The 24,526-nt window shown below is 40.1% G+C and carries 20 protein-coding genes, 19 tRNA genes, 1 riboswitch and 1 other annotated feature; of the genes, 33 read left to right on the forward strand and 6 right to left on the reverse strand.

The annotated features are described in order from the left end of the window. The first annotated feature begins 52 nt into the window (after window positions 1-52). The 22 genes from ACKTSC_RS09260 to ACKTSC_RS09365 all read left to right on the forward strand — a co-directional run bounded on the left by ACKTSC_RS09260 (window position 53) and on the right by ACKTSC_RS09365 (window position 5,569). A tRNA-Arg gene (locus tag ACKTSC_RS09260) sits at window positions 53-126 on the forward strand. Between the two features lie 4 nt (window positions 127-130). Next, window positions 131-204: transfer RNA gene (locus ACKTSC_RS09265), tRNA-Pro, on the forward strand. A gap of 11 nt (window positions 205-215) precedes the next feature. Further along, window positions 216-288 (forward strand) — tRNA-Ala (locus ACKTSC_RS09270). Between the two features lie 13 nt (window positions 289-301). Further along, window positions 302-375, forward strand: a tRNA-Met gene (locus ACKTSC_RS09275). Window positions 376-390: 15 nt separating this feature from the next. Then, a tRNA-Ile gene (locus ACKTSC_RS09280) sits at window positions 391-464 on the forward strand. A 15-nt stretch (window positions 465-479) separates the two neighbouring features. After that, window positions 480-569: transfer RNA gene (locus ACKTSC_RS09285), tRNA-Ser, on the forward strand. 15 nt (window positions 570-584) lie between these two features. Then, window positions 585-658, forward strand: a tRNA-Met gene (locus ACKTSC_RS09290). A gap of 17 nt (window positions 659-675) precedes the next feature. After that, window positions 676-748 (forward strand) — tRNA-Asp (locus ACKTSC_RS09295). A gap of 6 nt (window positions 749-754) precedes the next feature. Beyond that, a tRNA-Phe gene (locus ACKTSC_RS09300) sits at window positions 755-827 on the forward strand. Between the two features lie 9 nt (window positions 828-836). Then, window positions 837-907 (forward strand) — tRNA-Gly (locus ACKTSC_RS09305). A 19-nt stretch (window positions 908-926) separates the two neighbouring features. Beyond that, a tRNA-Ile gene (locus ACKTSC_RS09310) sits at window positions 927-1,000 on the forward strand. A gap of 10 nt (window positions 1,001-1,010) precedes the next feature. After that, a tRNA-Glu gene (locus ACKTSC_RS09315) sits at window positions 1,011-1,082 on the forward strand. A gap of 12 nt (window positions 1,083-1,094) precedes the next feature. Beyond that, window positions 1,095-1,184, forward strand: a tRNA-Ser gene (locus ACKTSC_RS09320). Window positions 1,185-1,199: 15 nt separating this feature from the next. After that, window positions 1,200-1,273 (forward strand) — tRNA-Met (locus ACKTSC_RS09325). 16 nt (window positions 1,274-1,289) lie between these two features. Continuing rightward, window positions 1,290-1,365: transfer RNA gene (locus ACKTSC_RS09330), tRNA-Asp, on the forward strand. A 1-nt stretch (window position 1,366) separates the two neighbouring features. Then, window positions 1,367-1,437 (forward strand) — tRNA-Gly (locus ACKTSC_RS09335). Between the two features lie 14 nt (window positions 1,438-1,451). Continuing rightward, window positions 1,452-1,525, forward strand: a tRNA-Ile gene (locus ACKTSC_RS09340). 19 nt (window positions 1,526-1,544) lie between these two features. Then, window positions 1,545-1,632, forward strand: a tRNA-Ser gene (locus ACKTSC_RS09345). Between the two features lie 20 nt (window positions 1,633-1,652). Then, window positions 1,653-1,724: transfer RNA gene (locus ACKTSC_RS09350), tRNA-Glu, on the forward strand. A 112-nt stretch (window positions 1,725-1,836) separates the two neighbouring features. Then, window positions 1,837-1,918: riboswitch (SMK box riboswitch) on the forward strand. Beyond that, window positions 1,916-3,106, forward strand: a complete 1,191-nt coding sequence (metK, locus tag ACKTSC_RS09355) for a methionine adenosyltransferase (protein ID WP_332580729.1) — start codon at window positions 1,916-1,918, stop codon at window positions 3,104-3,106. (Overlaps the previous riboswitch by 3 nt.) A gap of 173 nt (window positions 3,107-3,279) precedes the next feature. Then, window positions 3,280-4,758: an MDR family MFS transporter gene (locus ACKTSC_RS09360; protein WP_407857436.1), complete on the forward strand. Its 1,479-nt coding sequence runs from the start codon at window positions 3,280-3,282 to the stop codon at window positions 4,756-4,758. A gap of 22 nt (window positions 4,759-4,780) precedes the next feature. Beyond that, on the forward strand, window positions 4,781-5,569 hold the full coding sequence (locus ACKTSC_RS09365; protein WP_332580727.1) for an alpha/beta hydrolase: 789 nt from the start codon (window positions 4,781-4,783) through the stop codon (window positions 5,567-5,569). 8 nt (window positions 5,570-5,577) lie between these two features. On the opposite strand, the gene mnmM is transcribed toward ACKTSC_RS09365, so the two are convergent. Genes mnmM through ACKTSC_RS09380 form a run of 3 tightly spaced genes read right to left on the reverse strand, consistent with a single transcriptional unit; the run spans window position 5,578 to window position 7,752 of the window. Then, window positions 5,578-6,141 carry a tRNA 5-(aminomethyl)-2-thiouridylate-methyltransferase MnmM gene (mnmM, locus tag ACKTSC_RS09370; RefSeq protein WP_332580726.1) on the reverse strand — a complete coding sequence of 188 codons (564 nt, stop codon included), beginning with the start codon at window positions 6,139-6,141 and terminating at the stop codon, window positions 5,578-5,580. Continuing rightward, the gene (mnmL, locus tag ACKTSC_RS09375; RefSeq protein ID WP_407857437.1) at window positions 6,116-7,096 is read right to left on the reverse strand and encodes a tRNA modification radical SAM protein MnmL/YtqA; all 981 of its coding nucleotides are present in this window, start codon (window positions 7,094-7,096) and stop codon (window positions 6,116-6,118) included. The genes mnmM and mnmL overlap by 26 nt, the downstream gene beginning before the upstream one ends. After that, complete coding sequence (locus ACKTSC_RS09380; RefSeq protein ID WP_407856039.1) at window positions 7,093-7,752, reverse strand: phosphatase PAP2 family protein; 660 nt, start codon at window positions 7,750-7,752, stop codon at window positions 7,093-7,095. Before ACKTSC_RS09380 ends, mnmL begins: the two co-directional genes overlap by 4 nt. Before the next feature lie 140 nt (window positions 7,753-7,892). Continuing rightward, window positions 7,893-8,085: a binding site (T-box leader), on the forward strand. Window positions 8,086-8,221: 136 nt separating this feature from the next. Between ACKTSC_RS09380 and leuS the strand changes: the two genes are divergently transcribed. Further along, window positions 8,222-10,735: a leucine--tRNA ligase gene (leuS, locus tag ACKTSC_RS09385; RefSeq protein WP_407857438.1), complete on the forward strand. Its 2,514-nt coding sequence runs from the start codon at window positions 8,222-8,224 to the stop codon at window positions 10,733-10,735. Window positions 10,736-10,793: 58 nt separating this feature from the next. Here the strand turns inward: leuS and ACKTSC_RS09390 are convergent, their stop codons facing one another. After that, window positions 10,794-12,293 carry a UDP-N-acetylmuramoyl-L-alanyl-D-glutamate--L-lysine ligase gene (locus ACKTSC_RS09390; protein WP_407857439.1) on the reverse strand — a complete coding sequence of 500 codons (1,500 nt, stop codon included), beginning with the start codon at window positions 12,291-12,293 and terminating at the stop codon, window positions 10,794-10,796. Window positions 12,294-12,429: 136 nt separating this feature from the next. On the opposite strand from ACKTSC_RS09390, the gene ACKTSC_RS09395 reads away from it, so the two are divergent. The 8 genes from ACKTSC_RS09395 (at window position 12,430) to ACKTSC_RS09430 (ending at window position 20,540) form a co-directional block, all read left to right on the forward strand. Further along, complete coding sequence (locus ACKTSC_RS09395) at window positions 12,430-14,067, forward strand: putative polysaccharide biosynthesis protein (protein ID WP_332580721.1); 1,638 nt, start codon at window positions 12,430-12,432, stop codon at window positions 14,065-14,067. 394 nt (window positions 14,068-14,461) lie between these two features. Further along, the gene (gene apf, locus ACKTSC_RS09400) at window positions 14,462-15,085 is read left to right on the forward strand and encodes an aggregation-promoting factor (RefSeq protein ID WP_407857440.1); all 624 of its coding nucleotides are present in this window, start codon (window positions 14,462-14,464) and stop codon (window positions 15,083-15,085) included. Between the two features lie 448 nt (window positions 15,086-15,533). Next, window positions 15,534-16,670, forward strand: a complete 1,137-nt coding sequence (locus ACKTSC_RS09405) for a 5-methyltetrahydropteroyltriglutamate--homocysteine S-methyltransferase (RefSeq protein ID WP_407857441.1) — start codon at window positions 15,534-15,536, stop codon at window positions 16,668-16,670. Window positions 16,671-16,680: 10 nt separating this feature from the next. Next, complete coding sequence (locus ACKTSC_RS09410) at window positions 16,681-17,721, forward strand: methionine ABC transporter ATP-binding protein (RefSeq protein ID WP_407857442.1); 1,041 nt, start codon at window positions 16,681-16,683, stop codon at window positions 17,719-17,721. Beyond that, complete coding sequence (locus ACKTSC_RS09415) at window positions 17,718-18,389, forward strand: methionine ABC transporter permease (RefSeq protein ID WP_332580717.1); 672 nt, start codon at window positions 17,718-17,720, stop codon at window positions 18,387-18,389. The genes ACKTSC_RS09410 and ACKTSC_RS09415 overlap by 4 nt, the downstream gene beginning before the upstream one ends. 25 nt (window positions 18,390-18,414) lie before the next feature. Beyond that, window positions 18,415-19,266 carry a MetQ/NlpA family ABC transporter substrate-binding protein gene (locus ACKTSC_RS09420; RefSeq protein ID WP_332580716.1) on the forward strand — a complete coding sequence of 284 codons (852 nt, stop codon included), beginning with the start codon at window positions 18,415-18,417 and terminating at the stop codon, window positions 19,264-19,266. Window positions 19,267-19,283: 17 nt separating this feature from the next. Further along, window positions 19,284-19,757: an S-ribosylhomocysteine lyase gene (locus tag ACKTSC_RS09425; RefSeq protein ID WP_332580715.1), complete on the forward strand. Its 474-nt coding sequence runs from the start codon at window positions 19,284-19,286 to the stop codon at window positions 19,755-19,757. Window positions 19,758-19,766: 9 nt separating this feature from the next. Then, on the forward strand, window positions 19,767-20,540 hold the full coding sequence (locus tag ACKTSC_RS09430; RefSeq protein WP_407857443.1) for an SDR family NAD(P)-dependent oxidoreductase: 774 nt from the start codon (window positions 19,767-19,769) through the stop codon (window positions 20,538-20,540). A 34-nt stretch (window positions 20,541-20,574) separates the two neighbouring features. Here ACKTSC_RS09430 and ACKTSC_RS09435 read toward each other — a convergent pair whose 3' ends face one another. Beyond that, window positions 20,575-21,435: an RluA family pseudouridine synthase gene (locus ACKTSC_RS09435; RefSeq protein WP_407857444.1), complete on the reverse strand. Its 861-nt coding sequence runs from the start codon at window positions 21,433-21,435 to the stop codon at window positions 20,575-20,577. A gap of 219 nt (window positions 21,436-21,654) precedes the next feature. On the opposite strand from ACKTSC_RS09435, the gene ACKTSC_RS09440 reads away from it, so the two are divergent. Both ACKTSC_RS09440 and ACKTSC_RS09445 read left to right on the forward strand, forming a co-directional pair. Further along, the gene (locus tag ACKTSC_RS09440) at window positions 21,655-23,826 is read left to right on the forward strand and encodes a PBP1A family penicillin-binding protein (protein ID WP_407857445.1); all 2,172 of its coding nucleotides are present in this window, start codon (window positions 21,655-21,657) and stop codon (window positions 23,824-23,826) included. A 67-nt stretch (window positions 23,827-23,893) separates the two neighbouring features. Then, window positions 23,894-24,235: a YlbF/YmcA family competence regulator gene (locus ACKTSC_RS09445; protein ID WP_407856028.1), complete on the forward strand. Its 342-nt coding sequence runs from the start codon at window positions 23,894-23,896 to the stop codon at window positions 24,233-24,235. Window positions 24,236-24,306: 71 nt separating this feature from the next. On the opposite strand, the gene ACKTSC_RS09450 is transcribed toward ACKTSC_RS09445, so the two are convergent. Then, entirely contained in the window at window positions 24,307-24,489 is a 183-nt protein-coding gene (locus tag ACKTSC_RS09450; RefSeq protein WP_407856027.1) for a hypothetical protein, read from the reverse strand. Between the last annotated feature and the right edge of the window lie 37 nt (window positions 24,490-24,526).

A 24,526-nucleotide genomic window follows, 5' to 3' on the forward strand; every position in this document is an offset into this window, starting at 1 on the left:
GTGAGTGATCACCGTACCGGTTCGATTCCGGTCCTCGGCATTAATTAAATACGCACCCGTAGCTCAATTGGATAGAGTACTTGACTACGAATCAAGGGGTTAGAGGTTCGAGTCCTCTCGGGTGCATTTTCGGGAAGTAGCTCAGCTTGGTAGAGTACTTGGTTTGGGACCAAGGTGTCGCAGGTTCGAATCCTGTCTTCCCGATATAAAATAATGGGGCCTTAGCTCAGCTGGGAGAGCGCCTGCTTTGCACGCAGGAGGTCAGCGGTTCGATCCCGCTAGGCTCCATTTTTATTAATAACGCGGTGTAGCTCAGCTGGCTAGAGCGTCCGGTTCATACCCGGGAGGTCGGGGGTTCGATCCCCTCCGCCGCGATTTCATTCGAGCCAGGGACCTTTAGCTCAGTTGGTTAGAGCAGACGGCTCATAACCGTCCGGTCGTAGGTTCGAGTCCTACAAGGTCCATAGTGACTCTTATATGGAGGATTACCCAAGTCCGGCTGAAGGGAACGGTCTTGAAAACCGTCAGGCGGGTAAAACCGTGCAAGGGTTCGAATCCCTTATCCTCCTTTTTAATAATATTATCGCGGGATGGAGCAGTCTGGTAGCTCGTCGGGCTCATAACCCGAAGGTCGTAGGTTCAAATCCTGCTCCCGCAATTAAAACTAAAAAATACGGTTCCGTGGTGTAGGGGTTAACATGCCTGCCTGTCACGCAGGAGATCGCGGGTTCAAATCCCGTCGGGACCGCTTCTTGGCTCGGTAGCTCAGTTGGTAGAGCAATGGATTGAAGCTCCATGTGTCGGCAGTTCGATTCTGTCCCGCGCCATCCCAAGTTGCGGGTGTAGTTTAGTGGTAAAACCACAGCCTTCCAAGCTGTTGTCGCGAGTTCGATTCTCGTCACCCGCTTCTTTTAGTTTTTTATTTGGGGCCTATAGCTCAGCTGGTTAGAGCGCACGCCTGATAAGCGTGAGGTCGATGGTTCGAGTCCATTTAGGCCCATTAAAATTATGGCCCGTTGGTCAAGCGGTTAAGACACCGCCCTTTCACGGCGGTAACACGGGTTCGAGTCCCGTACGGGTCATTATTTTTTACCGGAGGATTACCCAAGTCCGGCTGAAGGGAACGGTCTTGAAAACCGTCAGGCGGGTAAAACCGTGCAAGGGTTCGAATCCCTTATCCTCCTTTTTAATAATATTATCGCGGGATGGAGCAGTCTGGTAGCTCGTCGGGCTCATAACCCGAAGGTCGTAGGTTCAAATCCTGCTCCCGCAATTAAAAACTAAAACATGGTTCCGTGGTGTAGGGGTTAACATGCCTGCCTGTCACGCAGGAGATCGCGGGTTCAAATCCCGTCGGGACCGCCATGCGGGTGTAGTTTAGTGGTAAAACCACAGCCTTCCAAGCTGTTGTCGCGAGTTCGATTCTCGTCACCCGCTTTAGTTTTTATTTGGGGCCTATAGCTCAGCTGGTTAGAGCGCACGCCTGATAAGCGTGAGGTCGATGGTTCGAGTCCATTTAGGCCCATTAAAACTTTTTGGTTTTTGGGGAAGTACTCAAGTGGCTGAAGAGGCGCCCCTGCTAAGGGTGTAGGTCGGGAAACCGGCGCGAGGGTTCAAATCCCTCCTTCTCCGTTTTTTATATTTATTATCATGGCCCGTTGGTCAAGCGGTTAAGACACCGCCCTTTCACGGCGGTAACACGGGTTCGAGTCCCGTACGGGTCATAGTTGAGACGTTTTTGAACGTCTCTTTTTTTGTATTCAAAAATAATTTCCATAAATTTTCTGAATTATTAGTGGATTATTAGTGACAGGTGCTATTTTTCTGTTATAATCGATTCGTTGCAAGTTCCCGATAGGTTCTGGAAAAACCAGAGATTCCTTGTAACCGAATAAAATTAGGGGGAATATTTATAATGGAAGAACGTCGTTTATTTACATCAGAATCAGTTTCAGAAGGACATCCAGATAAAGTTGCTGACCAAATTAGTGATGCTATCTTAGATGCAATTTTAGAAAAGGATCCGAAAGCTCGTGTTGCATGTGAAACATCAGTGACTACTGGGCTTGTTTTAGTTTTTGGAGAAATCTCTACTACCGCTTATGTGGATATCCAAAAAGTTGTTCGTGAAACAATCAAGCGTATTGGTTATACAGAATCAAAATTTGGTTTTGATGGAGACAATGTCGCTGTTTTAGTAGCAATTGATGAACAATCTCCGGATATCGCTCAAGGTGTGGATGATGCTTTAGAAACACGTGATAAAGAAGAAGCAATTGAAGATATCGGTGCTGGAGACCAAGGCTTGATGTTTGGGTTTGCAGTAAATGAAACACCTGAATTAATGCCTTTACCTATTTCGTTGAGTCATCATTTGGTAAAACGTTTAGCAGATTTACGTAAATCTGGTGAAGTTGCTTATTTTGGACCAGATGCAAAATCTCAAGTAACAGTTGAGTATGATGAAAATGGTAAACCACAACGTGTTGATGCAGTTGTTATCAGTACACAACATAGTGATAAAGTTGATAACGAAACAATTCGTAAAGATGTCATGGAAAAAGTAATCAAACATGAAATTCCAGCTGAATTACTAGATGAAAAAACAAAATACTATATCAATCCAACTGGCCGTTTCGTTATTGGCGGACCTCAAGGAGATGCCGGTCTAACTGGCCGTAAAATCATTGTAGATACTTATGGTGGTTATTCTCGTCACGGTGGTGGTGCTTTCTCTGGGAAAGATGCAACTAAAGTAGACCGTTCTGCTTCTTATGCCGCTCGTTATATTGCTAAAAATATTGTAGCAGCTGGCTTAGCAGAAAAAGTGGAAGTTCAATTAGCTTACGCTATTGGCGTAGCTCAACCGGTTTCTATTTCAGTAAATACGTTCGGTACAGCAAAAGTTTCAGAGGAAGCGCTAATCGGAGCGATTCGCGAAAACTTTGATTTACGTCCTGCAGGTATTATTGAAATGCTAGATTTATTGCGTCCTATTTATAGCGATACAGCTGCTTACGGCCATTTCGGACGTACAGATGTTGATCTACCATGGGAACACACAGATAAAGTAGATGCATTGAAAGCTAGTTTGGATTTAAAATAAATCGTACAGACATAAAGTATTTATGGAGTTCACGAGGCGGTTTCTATTGATTTTTTGAATCAATAGAACCGTCTCTTTTTGTCAATTTTTGAATAAGGACATAAAAAAATTGAGAGTCATTTTGTATCAAGACGTGCTATGCTACACAAGACTATAAAAATTCGGAGGTAAAAATGAAACGAACAACAAATGTTAAGGTTGTAACGATAGGTATTTTTATAGCGACATTTATGTCAGCAATCGAGGGAACGATTGTAACGACAGCAATGCCAACGATCGTAGGTAGTTTACAAGGAATCGAAATCATGAATTGGGTATTTTCGATTTATTTATTGACCAGTGCTATGATTACACCGATTTATGGAAAATTGGCTGATAAAATTGGTCGGAAACCAATTTTTTTCATCGGGATTTTACTCTTTGTACTAGGATCAGCACTGTGCGGTTTTTCAAATGAGATGTTGACGCTGATTATTGCTAGAGGAATCCAGGGTTTAGGTGCAGGGGCAATCATGCCTGTTTCTTTGACGATCATAGCAGATCTTTATGATATTGATAAGCGAGCAAAGGTTTTAGGGTTAACGAGTGCAGCTTGGGGAATTGCCAGTGTTTTTGGTCCTTTGGCTGGAGGAGTGATCGTTGATACAGTAGGCTGGCATTGGATCTTCTTTATTAATGTTCCGATTGGCTTGGGATTAATCGGTTTATTAAAGTACTTTTTTATTGAAGAGAAAAAAAATTATCAAGCAAAAAAAATGGATATCTTAGGAAGTTTATTTTTAATGCTAACGCTATTGAGTTTATTGCTAGGTTTTCAACTTTTAGGAGATGAAGGCTTATCCGCAGCGGTCATTGGGCTATTTATTTTTAGTATTGTGGTCTTGTTCTTATTTATTTATACGGAGAAACGGGCAGAAGATCCCGTGATTGACTTGAATCTTTTTAGTAATCAGACGTTTGCTAGTGTCAACATCGTGGCGGCATTGATCAGTGGCTTCTTAATGAGTTTGGATGTTTATATTCCGATGTGGATGCAAGGCGTACTAGAAAAGTCTGCCGGCTTGGGTGGTTTAGTATTAGCTCCGCTGTCGATTGTCTGGATGTATGGTTCTTTCTTATCAGGACGCTTATTATTAAAGTATTCAGCGAAGCGAATCATAATACTGGGTCTATTGATTATTTTAATTGGCGGTGGCTCCTTGTTGTTCTTGCCGCAAGCCAGCCCATTTTGGTTGTTTTTTGTAATCATGGGAATTCTTGGGATTGGATATGGTTTGGCTGTAACAACTACGACTGTGGAAGCTCAGGCGAGTGTTTTGCAAGAAGAAATCGGCGTAGCCACTTCATTCAATACATTGTCTCGTACGATCGGACAAACAATTATGGTCTCAGTTTTTGGAATTATTTTGAATGTTTCTAATGGTCGTCAATTAGCTCAAGCAGGTATCACGGATACCACACTCATGAATCGTTTGATCAACCCGCACACGGCATTGCAAATCGAGCAAACACTACGAGATGAATTGCGGACCATTTTATTCAATAGTTTGCATTGGATTTATTTGGCTGGTCTACTGTTGATTGTGATTGCGCTATTGTTTAGTGTTTTATTTGGCAAACAATCAAAACGTGTTAAACTAAACGAACAATAAGAAAACTGGAGGATCAAAATAGATGGCTTTTTTACAAGTAAATGTCTATTCAAATGTGTTGCAAATGGAAGTGGCAATGAATGTGATCTTACCACAGACAACGCATAAAAAAATAGGGACAGAAACAATCGGTATTACCGATGATATACCCGTACTTTATTTATTACATGGGATGGGCGGAAATCATAGCGTTTGGGAGCGTCGGACATCGATCGAGCGCTATGTTGCAGAGTATCAAATGGCAGTAGTCATGCCCTCAACAGACTTAGCTTTTTATACTGATACTACGTATGATATGAATTATTGGACGTTTGTAGCAGAAGAATTACCGGAAATAGTTCATGAACTATTCCCACAAATCACTAAAAAGCGTGAAAAAACATTTGCAGCAGGGCTATCGATGGGTGGCTATGGTGCTTTGAAATTAGGCTTAGCAAAACCCGAAAATTTTGCGGCGGTCGCTTCTCTGTCTGGTGCTGTAGTTTTAGCAGATATCAAGAGTTTGTTGTTGGTGCGAAATGAAGCCTACTGGCAAGGAATCTTTGGGCCATTGGATCAATTGCAAGGTTCTAAAAATGACCCGCTTTATCTATTAGAAGAATTAGTCAAAAGCGGCAAAGAAGCCCCGCGCTTTTTCTTAGCTTGTGGAACAGAAGACGATCTATATCCTGCCAGTCAATACATGGCGCACAAACTAGAACAGAACCAATTAGATGTCACCTTTGAAGAAGGTCCTGGAAAGCATGATTGGATCTTTTGGGATGCTTGGATTCAACGTGTATTGGAATGGTTTAATGAAAAGAACAGCTGACCTGAAGGTCAGCTGTTCTTTTTCTCTACGCATAATAAAATCGGCGGCGTATTCTTTTGATTGATAAATTGATAACTCAATACATTATAAGCTTCTTGCGGCAATGCTTGACAAAAATCGAGGACTTCATTTTTTTCTGTCTCACCGCCAGCATGACCGTAATAGATCACAACGATCATTCGGCCGCCAACAGTCAAGCGTTTTAAAATTGCTCCCATCGCTTGCTTAGTTGTTTCTGGTAACGTGATAATCTGTTTATCACTTTTAGGTAGATAGCCTAAATTAAAAATTGCGGCTTTGATCGGTTGATCGATGGAAATTTTTTCATCGATCGTTTCATGGCCCGCTAGAAATAATGTCGCTTGTTGATCAGCAGCAGCTAATCGTGTTTGGGTATTTTTTAAAGCTTGCTCTTGAATATCAAAGGCATAGACTTGGCCGCTTTTTCCGACCAATTCCGTTAGAAAAAGGGTATCATTTCCATTGCCCATAGTCGCATCGATCACATGATCGCCTTCGATAACGACTTCTTTTAAGAGTTGATGGCTAAAGCGTAAGGAGGTGAGCAGCATAGCCAGCGTCCTTTCTAATATCAAACTTGCCTTGATAGGAATCTCGTTGGATCAATTCTTGATCGATCGCATTCAAGACTTCCCATTTTTTTAAGCTCCACATAGGTCCAACTAAAGAATCCCAAGGTGCATCCCCAGTTAAGCGATGGATGATGATGTCTTGAGGAATCATTTCTAATTGATCGCAGATCACAGAAACGTAATCTTCTTTGGTCATCAGTTGCAAACGACCTTCAGCGTAATCACGTAACATTTTAGTATTACGCATCAGATGCATTAAATGAAGTTTGATTCCTTGGATATCAGAATCTAAAATAGTACGGCGAACATTTTCCCGCATCATCTCTAGCGATTCTCCAGGCAAACCATTGATTAAATGCGTGCAGACATTGATATTATGTTTGCGCAGGCGAGCGACCGCATCGACATAGGTTCCATAATCATGTGCTCGATTGATCGAATTACTTGTTTCCTCATAGGTTGTTTGCAAGCCTAATTCAACCCAAAGGTATAAGCGTTGATTCAATTCAGCTAAATAATCGACCACTTCTGGCGGTAAACAGTCAGGTCGTGTGCCGACGGAAAGTCCAACAACACCTGGAAGATTGACGACTTGTTCGAAACGCTCGCGAATCACTTCAACCGGTGCATGAGTATTTGTGAAATTTTGGAAATAGACGATATATTGTTCAACATGCGGCCATTTTTGATGCATCATATCGATTTCTTTATGAAATTGCTGTGGTAACGGATCGCTAGGAGCTACAATCATGTCGCCTGAGCCTGAAACACTACAGAAGGTACAACCGCCATGAGCCACAGTACCGTCACGGTTTGGACAGTCAAAGCCGCCGTCTACCGGGACTTTAAAGATTTTCCCACCAAATTCTTGGCGTAAAGCATAATTCCAAGAATGGTAACGTTTGTTTTCATCATCGCTATAAGTAAAGGTCATTTGTTTCTCCTAATTGCTTTTAAATCGTAAGCTAATTTTTTTTGTTGGTAATAAGGATAGGTGAAAAATAGCCAGCTGCTGCCTAAAAGCATCCCTGCTAAGACATCGCTAGGATAATGGACGCCTAAGTAGATACGGCTGATCATGATACTAAAAATCAATAATCCTAAAATGATTTGTCCAATCAAGCGAGGAGTCTTTTCTTTGATAAACAAAGGCAACACAAAGATCAACGTTCCATAAAGCAAGGTGCTGGCAGTCGAGTGTCCACTGGGGAAACTAAAACTGTGTTCGGTGACCATATGGGTAAGAACGGTAGGTCGCTCACGTTGGAAAAAGATTTTTAGTAAATGATTTAACGCGCCGCTGATCAAAACCATTCCCGCGCCTAACCATAGTGCAGTGATCTTTTGTTTATTAAAATAAAACAAACCGACAAAAACGATTGATAATAAGACGATCGTAATCGGATTGGCAAATTTTGTCACCCATAAAAAGTAACCGTTCATCTGCGGATATAAACGGTGGACCCCATGAATGATCGAGTGGTCAAAACCGGATAACGTATCGGGATAAAATCGGACGATGTAACAGAGCACTGCAAAAAACAGCAAAGTGAAACTTCCGATTAAATGATAGAGCGATTTATTTTTCATGATTCTACACAATTCATCCTTTCTATAACCGGAATCATTATATCATGTTTACTTAGCAGTACAATTCTTTCAATGGATTCTTAAAGGGAATTCAATTGAATTCTAGATAGTAATCTGCTAAGATGAAGTTACTTTAATATTTATTTGCCTAGAAGAGGAGTAGTAGAAAGAAACGCATTTCAGAGAGCCCACGGTGCTGAGAGTGTGGTATGCGAGAACTTCGAACTTACCTTGGAGCATGATCGAATGATCCGGTTAGAGACCGTTATTTCTGTTGAGTTCTGCCAGTGTGCAGATAAAGATAGGTGGTACCACGTTGATAACGTCCTATAAAAGTTGTTTTGAACTTTTGTAGGGCTTTTTTTGTTTCATTGAAGAAATGCAGTAAGGAACTAGTGTAAATTTTGTTACATCATCATTCTTTCGGGGATGATAAAAAATAAAAGATTAGGCTTATAGGAGGCGCAACATGAGTTACGATCACAAAGCGATTGAAAAAAAATGGCAAAAATATTGGGCAAGCCACAATACATTCAATACCCAAGATGACCCAGAAAAACCAAAATTCTATGCATTAGATATGTTTCCATACCCATCTGGTCAAGGATTACATGTAGGACATCCGGAAGGCTACACAGCAACAGATGTCATCTCACGGATGAAACGATCACAAGGTTATAATGTTTTACACCCAATGGGTTGGGATGCATTTGGTCTGCCAGCAGAACAATATGCTTTAGATACAGGAAATGATCCTGCAGAATTTACTCAAAAAAATATTGAAACATTCAAACGTCAAATCAATTCATTAGGCTTCAGTTACGATTGGAATCGTGAATTAAATACGACAGATCCTGAATACTATAAATGGACACAATGGATCTTTGAACAAATGTATGAAAAAGGTTTAGCTTATGAAGCGGAAGTTCCAGTCAACTGGGTGCCAGAATTAGGAACGGTTATCTCAAACGAAGAAGTCATCGACGGCAAGAGCGAACGTGGCGGCTACGACGTTATCCGCAAACCAATGCGTCAATGGATGTTAAAAATCACGGCTTATGCAGATCGCTTATTAGATGATCTAGAAACAGTGGATTGGCCTGAAAGTATCAAAGAAATGCAACGCAACTGGATCGGCCGTTCAATCGGTGCAAATGTCAGCTTCAAGATTGAGGGTAGTGAAGAAAGCTTTACGGTTTTCACAACACGTCCAGATACATTGTTTGGTGCGACGTATGCCGTATTAGCGCCAGAATTAGACTTGGTACAAAAAATCACAACGCCGGAACAAAAAGCGGCCATTGATGCTTACATCGAAGAAGCTTCTAAAAAATCAGATTTAAACCGGACAGATTTAGCAAAAGAAAAAACCGGTGTCTTCACTGGGGCTTATGCGCTCAATCCAGCTAACGGAAATAAAATGCCGATTTGGATCGGCGATTACGTCTTAGCATCTTACGGTACTGGTGCTATCATGGCGGTACCTGCCCATGATGAACGTGATTACGAATTTGCTAAAACTTTCGAATTACCAATCGTACCGGTTGTAGAAGGCGGCGATATTGAAAATGAAGCCTTCACAGGTGATGGTCCACATATTAATTCAGAATTTTTAGATGGTTTAGGTAAACAAGAAGCAATTGATAAAATGGTTTCTTGGTTAGACGAACATCAATGTGGTAAAAAAGAAGTAAGTTACCGTTTAAGAGACTGGTTATTCTCTCGTCAACGTTACTGGGGTGAACCAATTCCTGTGATCCATTGGGAAGACGGCACAACTGGTTTAGTTCCTGATTATGAATTGCCATTAGAATTGCCAAAAACAACAGATATCAAGCCTAGTGGAACAGGTGAATCACCACTAGCAAATATCGAAGATTGGGTAAATGTTGTTGATCCAGTTACTGGTAAAAAAGGTCGTCGTGAAACGAATACGATGCCGCAATGGGCTGGTAGTTCATGGTACTATTTACGCTTTATTGATCCGCATAATAAAGAAGCTTTAGCAGATTACGAAAAATTGAAACGTTGGTTACCAGTGGATCTTTATATCGGTGGTGCTGAGCATGCTGTGCTTCATTTATTATATGTTCGTTTCTGGCATAAATTCTTATATGATATCGGTGTGGTTCCAACAAATGAACCGTTCCAAAAATTATATAACCAAGGAATGATTTTAGGGCAAAGTTTCCGTGATAGCCGCGGTGCTCTTGTACCAACCAATAAAGTTGAAAAACGTGATGGTAAATGGTACAGCATCGAAACGGGTGAAGAATTAGAAGAAGCTCCAGCAAAAATGAGTAAATCATTGAAAAATGTCGTAAACCCTGACGATGTGGTAGAACAGTACGGTGCAGATACATTGCGGATGTATGAAATGTTTATGGGTCCATTAGATGCATCGATCGCTTGGAGTGAAAATGGCTTAGAAGGTTCGCGCAAATTCTTAGATCGTGTATGGCGTCTGATCGTAGACGAAGATGGAAAAATGCGTGACCACATTACCAACATCAACGATGGTTCATTGACGAAAGTCTATAATCAAACCGTCAAAAAAGTCACAGAAGATATGGAACAGCTGCATTTGAATACCGCCATCTCACAAATGATGGTCTTCGTGAATGAAGCGTATAAAGTTGAAGCGTTGACCTATGAATATGTGGAAGGTTTTGTTCAATTATTAGCACCGATCGCTCCACATATTTCAGAAGAATTATGGGCGATTTTAGGTCATGATGAAGATATCTCGTATGTTTCATGGCCAACTTATGATGAAGAGGCTCTGATTGAAAATGAAATCGAAGTGATCTTGCAAGTCAATGGCAAGGTGCGTTCGAAAGTAATGGTTGCTATTGATCTAGCAAAAGATGAGCTAGAAAAAATTGCTCTGGCAGATGAACACATCCAACGCAATATCGAAGGAAAAACGATTCGTAAAGTGATCGTGGTTCCTAATAAATTAGTGAATATCGTAGCTAATTAAAAAAAATAAAAGAGGTTGGAACAAAAGTATTCGCTACTTTTGTTCCAACCTCTTTTTACTAGTCTTTTATAAACAATTCAGCTAAATGATAATCACCTTCATAAGGAAGGTTCTCACCATTAACGGTCATGTATTTATCTGTTCCTTTACCAGCTAAAATAATCGCATCATTTGGACCGGCGGATTGGATCGCTTGTTGGATCGCTTGTTTGCGATCTTTTTCAAAGTGGACCTGTACCTGATCATTCTGGATTCCTTGTTGAATTTCAGTCGCAATTTTTTGGGGATTTTCGTAATTGGGATCATCGCTTGTCAAGATGGCAACATCTGCGTATTCGCCGATGGCTTGTCCAAGCCCTGCTCGGCGAGACTCGGCTTTATTTCCTGTTGAACCTGTTATGACTAAGATTTCACCAGCAGGGTGTTGTTCTTTAGCAAATGCAAGTAACGATTTCATACTTAAATAATTATGAGCGTAATCGACATAGATGTGTGCGCCGTTTGGTTTCAATAATAAATTCATGCGTCCTGGGACCAATGCTTCGGCTAAACCTTGTTGACCAGCTGTTTGGTCTGCGCCGACCAAGGCACTAGCAATCAATGCAGCTGCAGCATTTTCTTTATTGAAATCACCAGCTAATAATATCTCGTACGTACCATTGAGCATCAAACTATCTTTAGCACCGGTTAGTGAAAAGGCTAGAGGATGTTCCAACGGCTTCACTTGATAATCTGCTTCAACCTTGTTGCCATAGGTGATTACTGGAATCTTTTTAGCTTTTGCTAATTCGCTTAATAAATCAAAATGATCGATTTCATGATGTAAGATCATTTGGCGTGAGTTGGCTACCAACTGACGTTTGCAATAAAAATAATCTTCGAATGTCGGATGTTCGATCGGTCCGATATGATCGGGTGAGATATTTAGAAAGATCCCGACATCAAAAGTCAGGCCGTAAACACGTGCGACTTTATAGGCTTGCGAAGAAACTTCCATCACTAAGTGTGTCATACCATTTGTGACTGCTTCTGCCATCATACGGTACAAGTCTAAAGACTCAGGAGTGGTTAATTTAGATTTGAAAAAAGTGACTCCATCTAAAGTAGTGTTCAAAGTAGACAGCAAAGCCGTTTTTTGCTGGGTCGTGATATCTAAGATTTTTTTAGTGAAGTACGCAACAGTCGTTTTTCCTTTAGTTCCCGTGATACCGATCAGTTTTAGTTTATTTTGCGGATAGTCATAAAAAGCCATACTTAAAACAGCTAGAGCTTTACGGATATCTGTTACGATAATCGCTAACGCTGCATCGACTTCGTAAGGCTGTTCGGCAATGTAGCAAGCTAGACCTGTTTGTAGTGCTTGTTCCAAGTAACGTACTTGGAAATTATTTCCTTTACAGAAAAAAAGTGTGTCAGCATCTGCTTCACGAGAGTCATAAGAAAGTTTGTGGAAATTTTTTTCAAAAGGAGCAGCTAGACTCCAACGATCAGGCGTGATAAACTCACGCAATAAGTTTTCTTTTTCAAGGATTTGTTGAATTTGGGTAAGTGTCAGCATGTGATAGAGACCTCCATAATATTGTCTAGGCTATTATAGCATAGCTTTATAAATGGTAGGAAAACTAAGAAAAGAGTGATTGTCAGAAAACGTTTTTAGCTTTACTATTAGAGTAGTAATTTTGTAGGAGGAGATCATGAGAGAAACACGACCAAGTGACCTGAGTTATCAGGAAAAAATGATCCAAGGTTCAGCCTGGCTGACTGTAGGAAATATCTTTTCACGCTTACTAGGAGCTGTTTACATCATTCCTTGGTATGCCTGGATGGGTGAAAATGCTCGAGCGGCTAATGGGCTGTTTAATATGGGGTATACGTTTTATGCATTGTTCATGATGATTTCTACTGCTGGACTGCCCGGGGCAATCGCGAAACAGATTGCTCGTTACAATTCCAAAGGTGAATACCAGACAAGTCGTCGATTATTCATTAAAGCGCTCCAAGCCACAGCACTTTTAGGGATTCTTTTTGGCGGGCTGATGTTTTTTACTGCTCCTTTTTTAGCTAGTCTATCTGGTGGTGGTCAACAGCTGATCCCAGTGATCCGTGCATTGAGTATCGCAGTGATTGCTTTTCCTTGTATGAGTGTCTTGCGCGGCTATTTTCAAGGGCAACAAGATATGCGGCCTTCCGCCGTTTCTCAAGTGGTTGAACAAGCGATTCGGGTCTTTTATATGTTATTGAGTGTTTTTATTATCATGAAAGTTCAACATGGTGAATATTTAGCTGCGGTGATCCAGTCAACATTTGCTGCTGCAGTGGGAATGATCGGCTCGTATGGTGTTTTACTTTTTTATTGGTTCAAAGACAAAAAACGCAGTGATCTTCAATTGAACTACAGTTTAAATAAAGTAACCATCGATACAAAAAAATTATTATTAGAAACAATTAGACAAGCAATTCCATTTATATTATTAGGTGGGGGCATCACTTTCTATAAGTTGATCGACCAAGTAACTTTTATCCATACTATGGCAGCAAATACTAATTATAGCCACCGACAATTAGTCGATCTTTATGCTTTGTTCAGTGCAAATCCGGATAAGTTGACAATGGTCGTCGTGGCGTTAGGAACCTCATTAGCACTTACTAGTTTACCGATGTTGACAGAGTTATTTACATTAAGGCGGCGACCTGAATTAGGAAAATTAGTAAATACCAATATTCAATTGTTCGCATTTATCATGTTTCCAGCAATAGCTGGAATGATTTTACTGGCGTATCCACTCAACACACTTTTTTATACACCAGATGTACTGGGCAGTCGAATCTTAGTGGTAGCTTGCTGGGCGGGATTTGCTTCAGCTTTGTTTATGATGCTGTCGACTACACTTCAAGGTATTTCACACAGCCGCATTGCAGTAAGGTATTGGCTGTTTGGCTTAGCTTTTAAAGCGATTATCCAACTTCCGTTGATCAAATTATTTGAAGTATATGGACCGTTGATTGCTACCTTTATGGGCTTAGCTTTAACATGTGGATTGTGTTTATGGAAACTTCGAAGAGTCGTTCATGCAAACTATCAATTAGCGTTTAGACGTTGTCTTTTAATCGCGTTGCTTACAGTAATCATGCTAGTAGCGGCATTGATCGTTCGCCAGATAAGTTATATTGTATTAGATCCTACTTCTAGGATCCAAGCCATGCTGATTTGTGTTCTTACCGCAGGAGCTGGCGGTTTTGTTTATCTTAGCCTGAGTTTGAAACTTCGATTAGCTGATAAATTGATTGGACCGCAAGCGCTGAAGTGGCGCCGACGCTTACGAATTAAATAAAAAAAACTTCTGCTTTTTTAGCAGAAGTTTTTTTAACCCATAAATGGAATCGATCTATACAATTATTTAGCCAAAATTCTTCAGAAAAAATAGAGAGTCTTTATTAAGTTTCTTTACAAAAAGATTTCAATGTTTCTAAAAGTAATTTTTGTAATACAAATATAAAACAGTTACATTTTATTTTAACCCTGCTATAAAAGGGTTTTTAAAAATATGAATGAATATTATATATTTCAAAGTAACACACAAACGCTAGTTTTGTTACATTGTTTCATATTATTGTAATGTATTGTCACAGTAATATTACCCATGAAATACAAAAGGATGGTAAAGTAACTCTCGTAGTCAAAAGGACAGAAGAAAAAGAGACAAAACAATCGGAGGAATTTATATAATGAAATTAGGGAAAACACTTCTTTTTAGTACAGTATTAGCAGCAGGTGCAGGTCTAGCGATGGGAGCTACGGATGCACACGCATCAGAAACTTATACTGTTCAATCAGGAGATACTTTATCAAAGATTTCTCATAAGTTTGCTGGTAATGATAGTTTAGTAAGTTCAATTGCGAAAGCAAATAAAATTTCTAACGTAAACATGATTTTTGCTGGTCAAGAATTGACCATTAATGGTGATACAAAAGCAGCGACAACTTCTACTGAAGCGTCAGCTCCAGTTCAAGAAACTACAACACAAACAACGACAGTTCAAGAAACAGCTCCAGCAGCGACAACTACTGTCACTGAAACACCAGCTGCAACAACTTCTACTGAAACAACAACAGCTACTACAGCGGCAACAACTTCTTCAGCTAAAGAATGGATTGCTCAAAAAGAATCTGGTGGTTCTTATTCTGCATCAAACGGCCAATATGTTGGACGTTACCAATTATCAGCTTCATACTTGAATGGTGATTATTCTGAATCAAACCAAGAACGTGTAGCAGATCAATACGTAACTTCTCGTTATGGTTCATGGGAAGGCGCTCAAGCTTTCTGGCAAGCAAACGGTTGGTACTAAGAAAATAAATATTTTTAAGCCGAGATCCTTGGATCTTGGCTTTTTTTGTTGTGAAAAGTGGAATTTATTAAAAAAGAACAAAAAAAGTGTTGACACGAGGAGTAAATAGTGTGATTATAGTGAACAAATAATAAAGCTTTGAAGAGAAGAGTAACTGATAAGTCATAAGCACAGAGAACCCGGTCGGTGGAAAAGGGGATTGTAAACGTCAGTGAAGATGAGCTCTGAGCTATTTGGCTCGTTCACGCGAACCAAACGGGAAGTGACCGATATATCACCGGGTATCAACAGGTACCGATGAGGCATTATTCGTAAGAATAATGTAAATGAGGGTGGTAGCGCGAAAACATTCGTCCCTTTATCTATTGCAAAAGCAGTAGGTAAAGGGATGGATGTTTTTTTTGTTTCATCGCCTTTTCTTTAAAGCTAAAATTGGAGGAAATTTATTATGACAAAACGTACAACATCACCATTCGCATATGATATCGTAGGAAGTTTTTTACGACCTGAAAAATTAAAAACAGCCCGGACCGCTTTTGAAGCTGGAGAAGTAGACCGCGCATATTTAACGAAAATCGAAGATGAAGCGATTATTGATCTAATTAAAAAAGAGGAAGCTGCGGGGTTAAGAGCTGTGACTGATGGAGAATTTCGTCGTAGCTGGTGGCACCTGGATTTCTTTTGGGGGCTGCAAGGAATTGAATTTTATATTCCTGAACATGGTTATTTCTTTCACGGAGAGGAAACACGACCGGGGACAGTGATCGTTACAGGAAAAGTTTCTGGTGAAAATCATCCTTTCGTTGAACATTTTAAATTTACGCAAGCACATGTTAGTGAAGGAATAGAAGTGAAACAAACGATTCCTGCACCAGCACAGATTCTCGTGGAATTGTTACGACCTGATGTAATTGGAAAAGTTCGCGAGGTTTATCCAACGAATGAAGAATTGATTGCTGATATTGTTCAAGCGTATCGACAAGTACTCGCGGATCTCTATACAGCCGGTGCTCGAACGATCCAATTAGATGATTGTACTTGGGGTGTCTTGGTTGCACCATTGCCGGAAGGCTTTATCAGTGAAGAAGATAAAGATGAAAAAGAAGTACGTAAAGAATTAGCACAATTATATCTAACAATCAATAACGCTGTTCTAGCAGACCAACCAGCAGACCTAACATTGAATACACATGTTTGCCGAGGTAATTATCACTCAACGTGGGCAGCAGCTGGCGGGTATGACGATGTAGCAGATCCATTATTCACTTCGGAAAATGTGACTGCCTATTATTTAGAATACGATACGGATCGTTCTGGTGGGTTTGAACCTTTAGCAAAAGTCAGCGGTGATAAAAAAGTTGTCTTGGGGTTGATCACTTCGAAAGATGGTGAGTTAGAAGATCGGAAACAAGTAATCAATCGGATCAAAGAAGCAGCTCAGTATATTCCGTTAGATCGTTTATCTTTGAGTCCTCAATGTGGTTTTGCTTCAACGGAAGAGGGAAATATTTTGACGGAAGAGCAACAGTGGAAAAAAATTGCTTTGATCAAAAACATCGCCGAAGAGGTTTGGCCAGAAAAGTAGGGATAAAACGATGGTGGAAAATAAACAACCTGTGATCGAATTACAAGAGGCTGTTGTAACGTTTGAACGTAATAACAGTAAAATTACAGCTGTCGATCATGTTTCGCTGACAATTGATCGCGGAGAAATCTATGGCATTATTGGTTATTCGGGGGCTGGAAAAAGTACACTGATTCGTTTAGTTAATCATCTGCAAGTTCCGACCGCGGGAAAAGTACTCGTAAATCAGCAAGACTTAGCTGGGTTAACTAAACATCAATTTCAGCAAGCACGAAAAAAAATCGGAATGATCTTTCAGCATTTCAATTTGATGAATTCGCGAACGATTTTAAATAATGTTGAGTTTCCGTTATTAGGCGAGAAGTTAAGCAAAAATGAGCGGCGCGAAAAAGCATTGGCTCTATTGAAACTCGTTGAATTAGAAGAGTTAGCAGATGCTTTTCCAGATCAGCTTTCTGGCGGTCAGAAGCAACGTGTCGCGATTGCTCGAGCCTTAGCTAATAATCCTGATATCTTAGTGAGCGATGAAGCAACGAGCGCTTTAGATCCGAAAACAACATTGTCGATTTTAAAATTATTGCAGCGGTTAAATCAACAATTGGGCCTGACGATCGTATTGATCACACATGAGATCCAGGTCATCCAAACGATTTGTCATCGGGTGGGCGTGATGGAAGCAGGAAAAATTATCGAGCAAGGCAAAGTAGCAGAAGTATTCAGACATCCTAAAGAACGCCTAACTGAAGAATTTATTGATACATCGATCAATGTTCAAGAAGCACTAAGCCGGATCCAACAAAAACGTTTAGATAATTTGTTCTTGCTAAAATTCATTGGTGAAACGACCAATCAAGCCGTGGTAACTGAAATGGCGCAAAAATATGCACTTTCAGCCAATATCCTTTTTGCAAATGTTGATCAATTCGATGATCTGACTGTTGGTGTAATGATATTGGCATTGAACGGCCCTGAGGTCGCTGGCGGTGTCGAGTACTTACGAGAACAAGGAGTGAGAGTAGAAGAAATAGCGAAGAGGGTGAAACAAGCATGAGTCAACTATTTCCCAATGTGATTGCGATGCAGGCAGATATCTGGCAAGCCACATTAGAGACGATCTACATGACAATTGCGTCAGCAGTGATCGCTGGAGTACTAGGTTTATTGACGGGGTTAGTTTTAGTTGTGACTCAGCCCGGTGGGATTGCTGAAGATCGTCCTTTTTATAGTATTTTAGATAAAATCGTCAATCTTTTACGGAGCATCCCATTCATTATTTTGTTAGCAGTGATTTCTCCACTGACTAGTTTTCTAGTGGGTACGACGGTCGGTACAACAGCAGCACTCGTTCCGTTAGTGATTGGGATCTTTCCATTCTATGCGCGGCAAGTCCAATTGGCTTTACAAGAAGTAGGAACTGGCGTTGTCGAAGCGGCTCAGTCGATGGGCTTGAGCAATCAAGAAATTATTTTCCGTGTCTATTTACGTGAAGGCTTAGCAGATATCATCCGTGTTTCAACACTGACCGTCATCAGCTTAGTCGGTTTGACCACGATGGCCGGTGCTGTCGGTGCGGGCGGATTAGGAAATGTGGCGATCAGTATTGGCTATGCTCGCTTTCAAAATGACGTGACGTTTGTATGTATGATCATCTTATTAGTATTAGTATTTGTTATTCAATTTATAGGCGATCGTTTAGCCGATCGATTTATCAAATTTTAAAGTTAGAAAACAAAGGAGATGTAACATGAAAAAAATAATTGCTTTATTGGGTGTCATCATCGTATTAGGTGTTGTTGGATTTGGCGTACACAGTGTGAGCCACTCACAGAAAAAGGAATCCAATACGATCGTCATCGGATCGCAAGGATCTGATTTTCAAATTTGGCAGTATATCGCCAAAAGTGCAGAAGCTAAAAAAGCTGGTCTAACAATAGAAGTAAAACAAATTACAGACGGTGTTCAATTAAACAAAGCTACTGCAGATGGCAGTGTCGATGTAAATGCATTTCAATCGTATTCATACTTCAATGCTTACAATCAACAAAACAGTAAAAAGAAACTAGCAGCTTTAGGCACCACGTATTTGGAACCATTAGGAATCTATTCAGATAAATATGATTCGATCGAAGCGATTCCAGCTGGTTCGACGATCGCGCTCGCTAATAATCCTGCAAATACAGCACGTGGCTTACTTTTATTACAAAAAGCAGGCCTGATCACATTGAGTGATGATTTCGATGCCTTGAGTGGAGTAGAAAAAATTACTGAAAATCCTAAAAATTTAGTCTTTAAGCAAATCGATGATACGACTGGTCCACGTGTTTTGAAATCGGTGGATGCTGTCTTGATTTCAAATACAGTAGCTTTGGATGGTGGCTTGAATGTACTGGAAGATTCATTATTTCATGAAGAGGTTAATCAAACGACTAAAAATAATATCAATATCCTTGCCACAGCAGAAGATAATAAAGACAACGCTAATTTTAAAAAATTGGTGAAGTTGTATCATAATAAAACGATCCAAAAATATATCAGTAAAGAATTTGGCGGAACTAAAATCGAAGTCGATAAACCGCTAAGTTATTTAGAAAAATAAAGAGGAGTGTTTCAATAATGGCAGAAGTAGAAAGTTTTACCTTAGATCACACAAAAGTAAAGGCACCATACGTACGTTTGATTACAAAAGAAGAGGGTCCTAAAGGCGATGTTCTGACAAATTTTGATTTACGTTTTGTTCAGCCTAATGAAAATGCAATTCCGACAGCTGGATTGCATACGATCGAACATTTATTAGCAGATCTTTTACGCGATCGTTTAGACGGAGTGATTGATTGTTCACCATTTGGTTGCCGAACGGGGTTCCATTTGATTGTCTGGGGAGAACCCACGGCTCATCAAGTAGCTGTTGCTTTGAAAGAATCGTTAGAACAAATTGCTGAAAAAACTGAGTGGAAAGATGTTCAAGGAACAGATATCATCAGTTGCGGAAATTATCGGGACCATTCACTATTCTCTGCTAAGGAGTGGTCAAAGAAAGTTGTAGCTGAAGGTATCAGCGATGATGCATTTGAACGTCATTTGGTTTAGGTGATGACGATGTTTCCAGAGTTAAAGCAAAAAGTCGTTTTAGTCATCGGCAGTAGTCAAGGAATCGGTAAAGCTGTAGTGGATACCTTTTTAGCGAATCAAGCAATCGTGATCGCAGCGGATATTATTTATACTGCTTCACCGCTTGAGATAACCGAGAATCCACAGTATTATCAAGTCAAATTAGATATCAGTAGAGAAGTTGAGATTGCTGAATTGAATCAGCAATTGATTGAAAAACAATTGATTCCAGATATATTAGTGGATGTTGCTGGAATTTCGACGATGGATTTTTTAGTTGAAAGTCAAACGAGCGATTTTGATAAGACTTTTCAAGTCAATACACGCGGAGCTTACTTAGCTTTAAAATACTTTACTAAGACTATGATCGACCATCAGAAGCAAGGACGAGTGATCGTGATTGCTTCTCAAGCAGGTAAAAATGGCTATCGTGGAATGGCTGCGTATGTTGCCTCTAAACATGCGGTCTTGGGATTAGTGAAGACCTTGGCGATCGAAACGGCAGCCAATCAAATTTTAGTAAATGCGGTATGTCCAGGAATCATTGAAACTGAGATGAAACAGCGGGAGCGAGTGGAAGGCGGAACTTTGCGGGGGATGAGTGCAGAAGCTGTAAGGCAAGAAGATATCAGTCAAGTCCCGTTAGGTCGAACAGGAACGCCGCAAGACGTAGCAAATGTTGTTTTATTTTTAGCAAGTCCATTAGCTAGTTATATGACGGGGCAGTCAATCAATGTTACAGGCGGAATGACGATGCATTAAAAAAACAGTACAGCATAATTGCTGTACTGTTTTTTTACCATAATCCAGGAAGTGCTCGAACCGAAATCGATTGACCGGTAAAAGGATGATCAAGATTTAACTCATAGGCATGAAGCATCAAGCGACCTTTGGGATGTTTACTATATAATGGATCTCCAACTAGTGGGTGTCCGATACTTGCAAGATGTACTCGAATTTGATGGGTACGACCTGTTTCAAGTTGGCAGAATATGGCACTTTGATTGGACTTAACGGCTATATCTTTAGCCACTGTCACGTGAGTGATCGCTGGTTTGCCATTTTTATTATCAATACGGCGCTTTTGTCGATCATGTCGATCGCGACCGATTTTTTGATTGATTGTTCGCTCTTGAGTTAGCAAGCCATGGACGAGTGCTTGGTAGCGACGATAGATGTTCTTTTGTTCCAATAAATGTCCTAAGATGGGTAAGACGAAAGGATTTTTAGCAAATAAAATCGCTCCGCTTGTGTCTTGATCCAAACGATGAACAACATGGGGCTGTGTCTCTGGTGCTAGATAATCAGCCAAATGATTTAATAAGGTGTCTTGTTCTTCTGGTTGATTCGGATGGGTCTTCATTCCGTATGGCTTATTGACGATAATCAAATGTTCATCTTCATATAAAACGTCGATTTTTGAGGCATTTCCTAAACGAATCGCTCGTTTAGGGTAGTCGCTCGTTTCTAGCATAATAGTGATAGTATCACCGGCTTTGACTAGGGAGTGAAAAGGTCGGGCTTCGCCATTAACTAAGATCCCTTTTCGTGTTCGGATAAAATGACGAATTTTTCTAGGAACAAACCATTTATTTTCTAATAAATCTTGGATGCTCATCTCAGAAAAATTGAGGGGTAAAGTAATCGTAAATTTCATATAGTAACTCCTAGGATTGATTTTATTGAATAGCTAACGAGAAAATTTCATCGAGTTTATTGTAGCACTTTTAACGGATATTTAAGAAAAAAATTAGTCTTTCCTTGAGAAGCCATGCTAGAATACTACCATATGTGTATCGGTCTTTAGACCCACGCAGTATCACTGTGTTTTATGGTACACTGTGTCTGAATTTTTTTATAGAATGGAGACCAGAGAATGGATTTTCAGGAAATTTGGCGCAAGATAAAAAGTGGAGCGAAAGCGTTTTGGCTGTGGATCAAACCCTATTTGCTTCGTTTTCATCAATGGCGCAAACGAATTTGGAAAAAATATCATGTGAATAAAATCGTATTGCTACTCGCACTTGTCGGTATTTTAGTAATGAGTGTTTACTTATTCATCTTAGCGAAATCTGTCGATGTAGAAACGTTGCAATCTAGTCTGAAACAATCAACGGTCATCTATGATGAAAAGAATGAACAAGCAGGAACTCTTTATGGCCAAAAAGGCACCTATGCAGAAAGTGACCAAATCTCACAAAATTTGAAAGATGCCGTTGTTTCGACAGAAGATCGGAATTTTTATAGTCATCATGGTTTCGACATCAAAGGGATTGGTCGTGCAGCACTGGGCTTAGTGACGTCGGGCCACATCACTGGTGGTGGGAGTACGATCACTCAGCAATTAGCCAAAAATGCTTATTTAAGTTTAGATCAGACGCTAGAACGTAAAGCTAAAGAAATTTTCATGGCGATCGAAATCGAAAAAAAATATGATAAAGACCAAATTTTGACGATGTATCTAAACAATGCTTATTTTGGTAATGGTGTCTGGGGCGTACAAGATGCCGCGCACAAATATTTTGGTGTAGATGCGAGTCAAGTGACTGTCGGTGAAGCAGCCACGATCGCTGGAATGTTAAAAGGACCAGGAATCTATAACCCAATCGATCATTTAGACAATGCTGTCGATCGACGAAATACTGTTTTGTCGGTAATGGTAGAAAACGGCAAATTGACTAAAGAACAAGAAGCCCAAGAAAAGGCTGTTGATCTAGGATCACAATTGAATGATACCTATTCATCTGCTGATTCAGGTTATCGCTATCCTTCATACTTCGATGCTGTTATCGATGAAGCCGTCGAACGTTATGGTCTATCAGAAAAAGATTTATTGAATAAAGGCTACAAAATTTATACAGCACTTGATCAAGATTATCAACAACAGATGGAAGCCGTCTACGAAAATAATTATAATTTTCCGGCTAACGCAGAAGATGGTGCGATGCCGCAATCAGCGTCTGTCGCAATGAATCCAAAAAATGGCGGAGTACAAGCTTTAGTTGGACGGCGTGGAGAGCATGTTTTCCGTAGTTATAATTTTGCGACTCAAATGCAGCGTTCACCGGGCTCTACAATGAAGCCATTAAGTGTGTATGCTCCAGCATTAGAAGCTGGCTATAAACCAGATAGCGTGTTGAAAGACGAACCACAATCGTATTACACAGCAAAAAATTATGATGGAACTTATCAAGGCGAAGTACCAATGTATCAAGCCGTTGCTCAAAGCTTGAATTTACCCGCAGTTTGGCTACTTCATGAAATTGGATTGAGCAAAGGTTATGCTAAAGCTGAAGAGTTCGGAATTCCTTTAAGTAAATCTGATAAATATTATGGTTTAGCTTTAGGTGGATTAGAAAAAGGAACATCGCCACTTCAAATGGCGGCGGCTTATGGTGCGTTTGCAAATGAAGGAAAAGTGTATCAACCATATTTGATTACAAAGATCATTGATTCAACAGGAGCAGTAGTGGTAGATAACAATTCTCCAAAATATGAACAAGTCATCTCAAAACAAGTGGCGAATGAAATGACCTCGATGCTATTAGGAACTTTTTCAAACGGAACAGCTGCTCAAGCAAATCCTTATGGCTATACAGTAGCAGGAAAAACCGGAACAACTGAGACCAATTTTGATGCCAATAAAGTCAATGACCAATGGATCATCGGCTACACGCCCAATATCGTGATCTCTACTTGGCTAGGTTTTGAAAAAGTAAGTGAGACCCATTACCTGAGCGGAACCAGCGGATCAGAAGTTGGACAAGTCTTTAAAGCTGAAGCAGAGTCCATTTTGCCGTATGTGAAACAATCGGCCTTTAATGTAGCGGATGCATATGCTACTGGCGGACAAGTCGTTGCAGCAGATCAGGTCAATACGCAAGAAGACAGCAGTTCTGATTCTAGTAAATGGAAAGAAGACCTCAAAGATATTGGTGGAAAGGCGAGTGAAGCAGCGGCTAGCTTCTTTGAAAAAGCCAAAGCCGGTGCGGATAAACTGAAAGAAAAAGGCCAAGAATTATGGCAACAATACCAACCAGGAAATTAGGGTATGAACCCGTTTCCATTCATGTTACAATAAAAAAGTAACTTTGATAGAAAATGAGGGATACGAAATGGCAAATATTTACGATACAGCAAATGGATTAGAACGTGAAATCCGTGAGTTACCAGAATTCAAATCTTTAGAAGAAGCTTTTGCACAATTAAAAGCGAATGAAACAGCATATGCTGCATTCAAGGATTTCCAAGCTTTCCAACAAGGATTACAAGAAAAACAAATGCGCGGCGAAGATTTTAGCGATGCCGATGCTGAACAAGCACAAGCATTAGCTGAAAAAGTTCAACAAGAAGAATTGATCAATGAATTGATGATGAAAGAACAAGCTTTCAGCGTCATTATCAATGATCTAAATCGTGTAATCATGACACCGATCCGTGAATTATACGAAGGCTAATCAAAAGAATAGAAGAGGTCAAATCAAAAGTAGAAAATACTTTTGATTCGACCTCTTTTTTTATTACCTAATTAAAAGAATTTCTTGAATTGCTCTTTTAGTCCATCGAATTTTTCTGAATTTAACAGGACTTTGGCCTTGTCATAGTATTCGCCTAATTCGTCTTTATGTTCTTCAACAAACAGTTTGGCTTTTTCAACATTGCCTTCATTTAACAACTCTTTGATTTTCTTGATTAGCTGATCATTCGTCATGAGTATCACTCCTTTTTGATGCTCTTATTTTAACGAA

Origin of the sequence: Enterococcus hailinensis, from assembly GCF_045862035.1 — a bacterium.
GTDB lineage: Bacteria > Bacillota > Bacilli > Lactobacillales > Enterococcaceae > Enterococcus_A > Enterococcus_A hailinensis.

Excerpts from the sequence above, each read along its gene's own strand:
- metK (WP_332580729.1), top strand. The coding sequence starts at position 1,916 with ATGGAAGAACGTCGTTTATTTACATCAGAATCAGTTTCAGAAGGACAT.
- ACKTSC_RS09360 (WP_407857436.1), top strand. The coding sequence starts at position 3,280 with ATGAAACGAACAACAAATGTTAAGGTTGTAACGATAGGTATTTTTATA.
- ACKTSC_RS09365 (WP_332580727.1), top strand. The coding sequence starts at position 4,781 with ATGGCTTTTTTACAAGTAAATGTCTATTCAAATGTGTTGCAAATGGAA.
- mnmM (WP_332580726.1), bottom strand. The coding sequence starts at position 6,141 with ATGCTGCTCACCTCCTTACGCTTTAGCCATCAACTCTTAAAAGAAGTC.
- mnmL (WP_407857437.1), bottom strand. The coding sequence starts at position 7,096 with ATGACCTTTACTTATAGCGATGATGAAAACAAACGTTACCATTCTTGG.
- ACKTSC_RS09380 (WP_407856039.1), bottom strand. The coding sequence starts at position 7,752 with ATGAAAAATAAATCGCTCTATCATTTAATCGGAAGTTTCACTTTGCTG.
- leuS (WP_407857438.1), top strand. The coding sequence starts at position 8,222 with ATGAGTTACGATCACAAAGCGATTGAAAAAAAATGGCAAAAATATTGG.
- ACKTSC_RS09390 (WP_407857439.1), bottom strand. The coding sequence starts at position 12,293 with ATGCTGACACTTACCCAAATTCAACAAATCCTTGAAAAAGAAAACTTA.
- ACKTSC_RS09395 (WP_332580721.1), top strand. The coding sequence starts at position 12,430 with ATGAGAGAAACACGACCAAGTGACCTGAGTTATCAGGAAAAAATGATC.
- apf (WP_407857440.1), top strand. The coding sequence starts at position 14,462 with ATGAAATTAGGGAAAACACTTCTTTTTAGTACAGTATTAGCAGCAGGT.
- ACKTSC_RS09405 (WP_407857441.1), top strand. The coding sequence starts at position 15,534 with ATGACAAAACGTACAACATCACCATTCGCATATGATATCGTAGGAAGT.
- ACKTSC_RS09410 (WP_407857442.1), top strand. The coding sequence starts at position 16,681 with ATGGTGGAAAATAAACAACCTGTGATCGAATTACAAGAGGCTGTTGTA.
- ACKTSC_RS09415 (WP_332580717.1), top strand. The coding sequence starts at position 17,718 with ATGAGTCAACTATTTCCCAATGTGATTGCGATGCAGGCAGATATCTGG.
- ACKTSC_RS09420 (WP_332580716.1), top strand. The coding sequence starts at position 18,415 with ATGAAAAAAATAATTGCTTTATTGGGTGTCATCATCGTATTAGGTGTT.
- ACKTSC_RS09425 (WP_332580715.1), top strand. The coding sequence starts at position 19,284 with ATGGCAGAAGTAGAAAGTTTTACCTTAGATCACACAAAAGTAAAGGCA.
- ACKTSC_RS09430 (WP_407857443.1), top strand. The coding sequence starts at position 19,767 with ATGTTTCCAGAGTTAAAGCAAAAAGTCGTTTTAGTCATCGGCAGTAGT.
- ACKTSC_RS09435 (WP_407857444.1), bottom strand. The coding sequence starts at position 21,435 with ATGAAATTTACGATTACTTTACCCCTCAATTTTTCTGAGATGAGCATC.
- ACKTSC_RS09440 (WP_407857445.1), top strand. The coding sequence starts at position 21,655 with ATGGATTTTCAGGAAATTTGGCGCAAGATAAAAAGTGGAGCGAAAGCG.
- ACKTSC_RS09445 (WP_407856028.1), top strand. The coding sequence starts at position 23,894 with ATGGCAAATATTTACGATACAGCAAATGGATTAGAACGTGAAATCCGT.
- ACKTSC_RS09450 (WP_407856027.1), bottom strand. The coding sequence starts at position 24,489 with ATGACGAATGATCAGCTAATCAAGAAAATCAAAGAGTTGTTAAATGAA.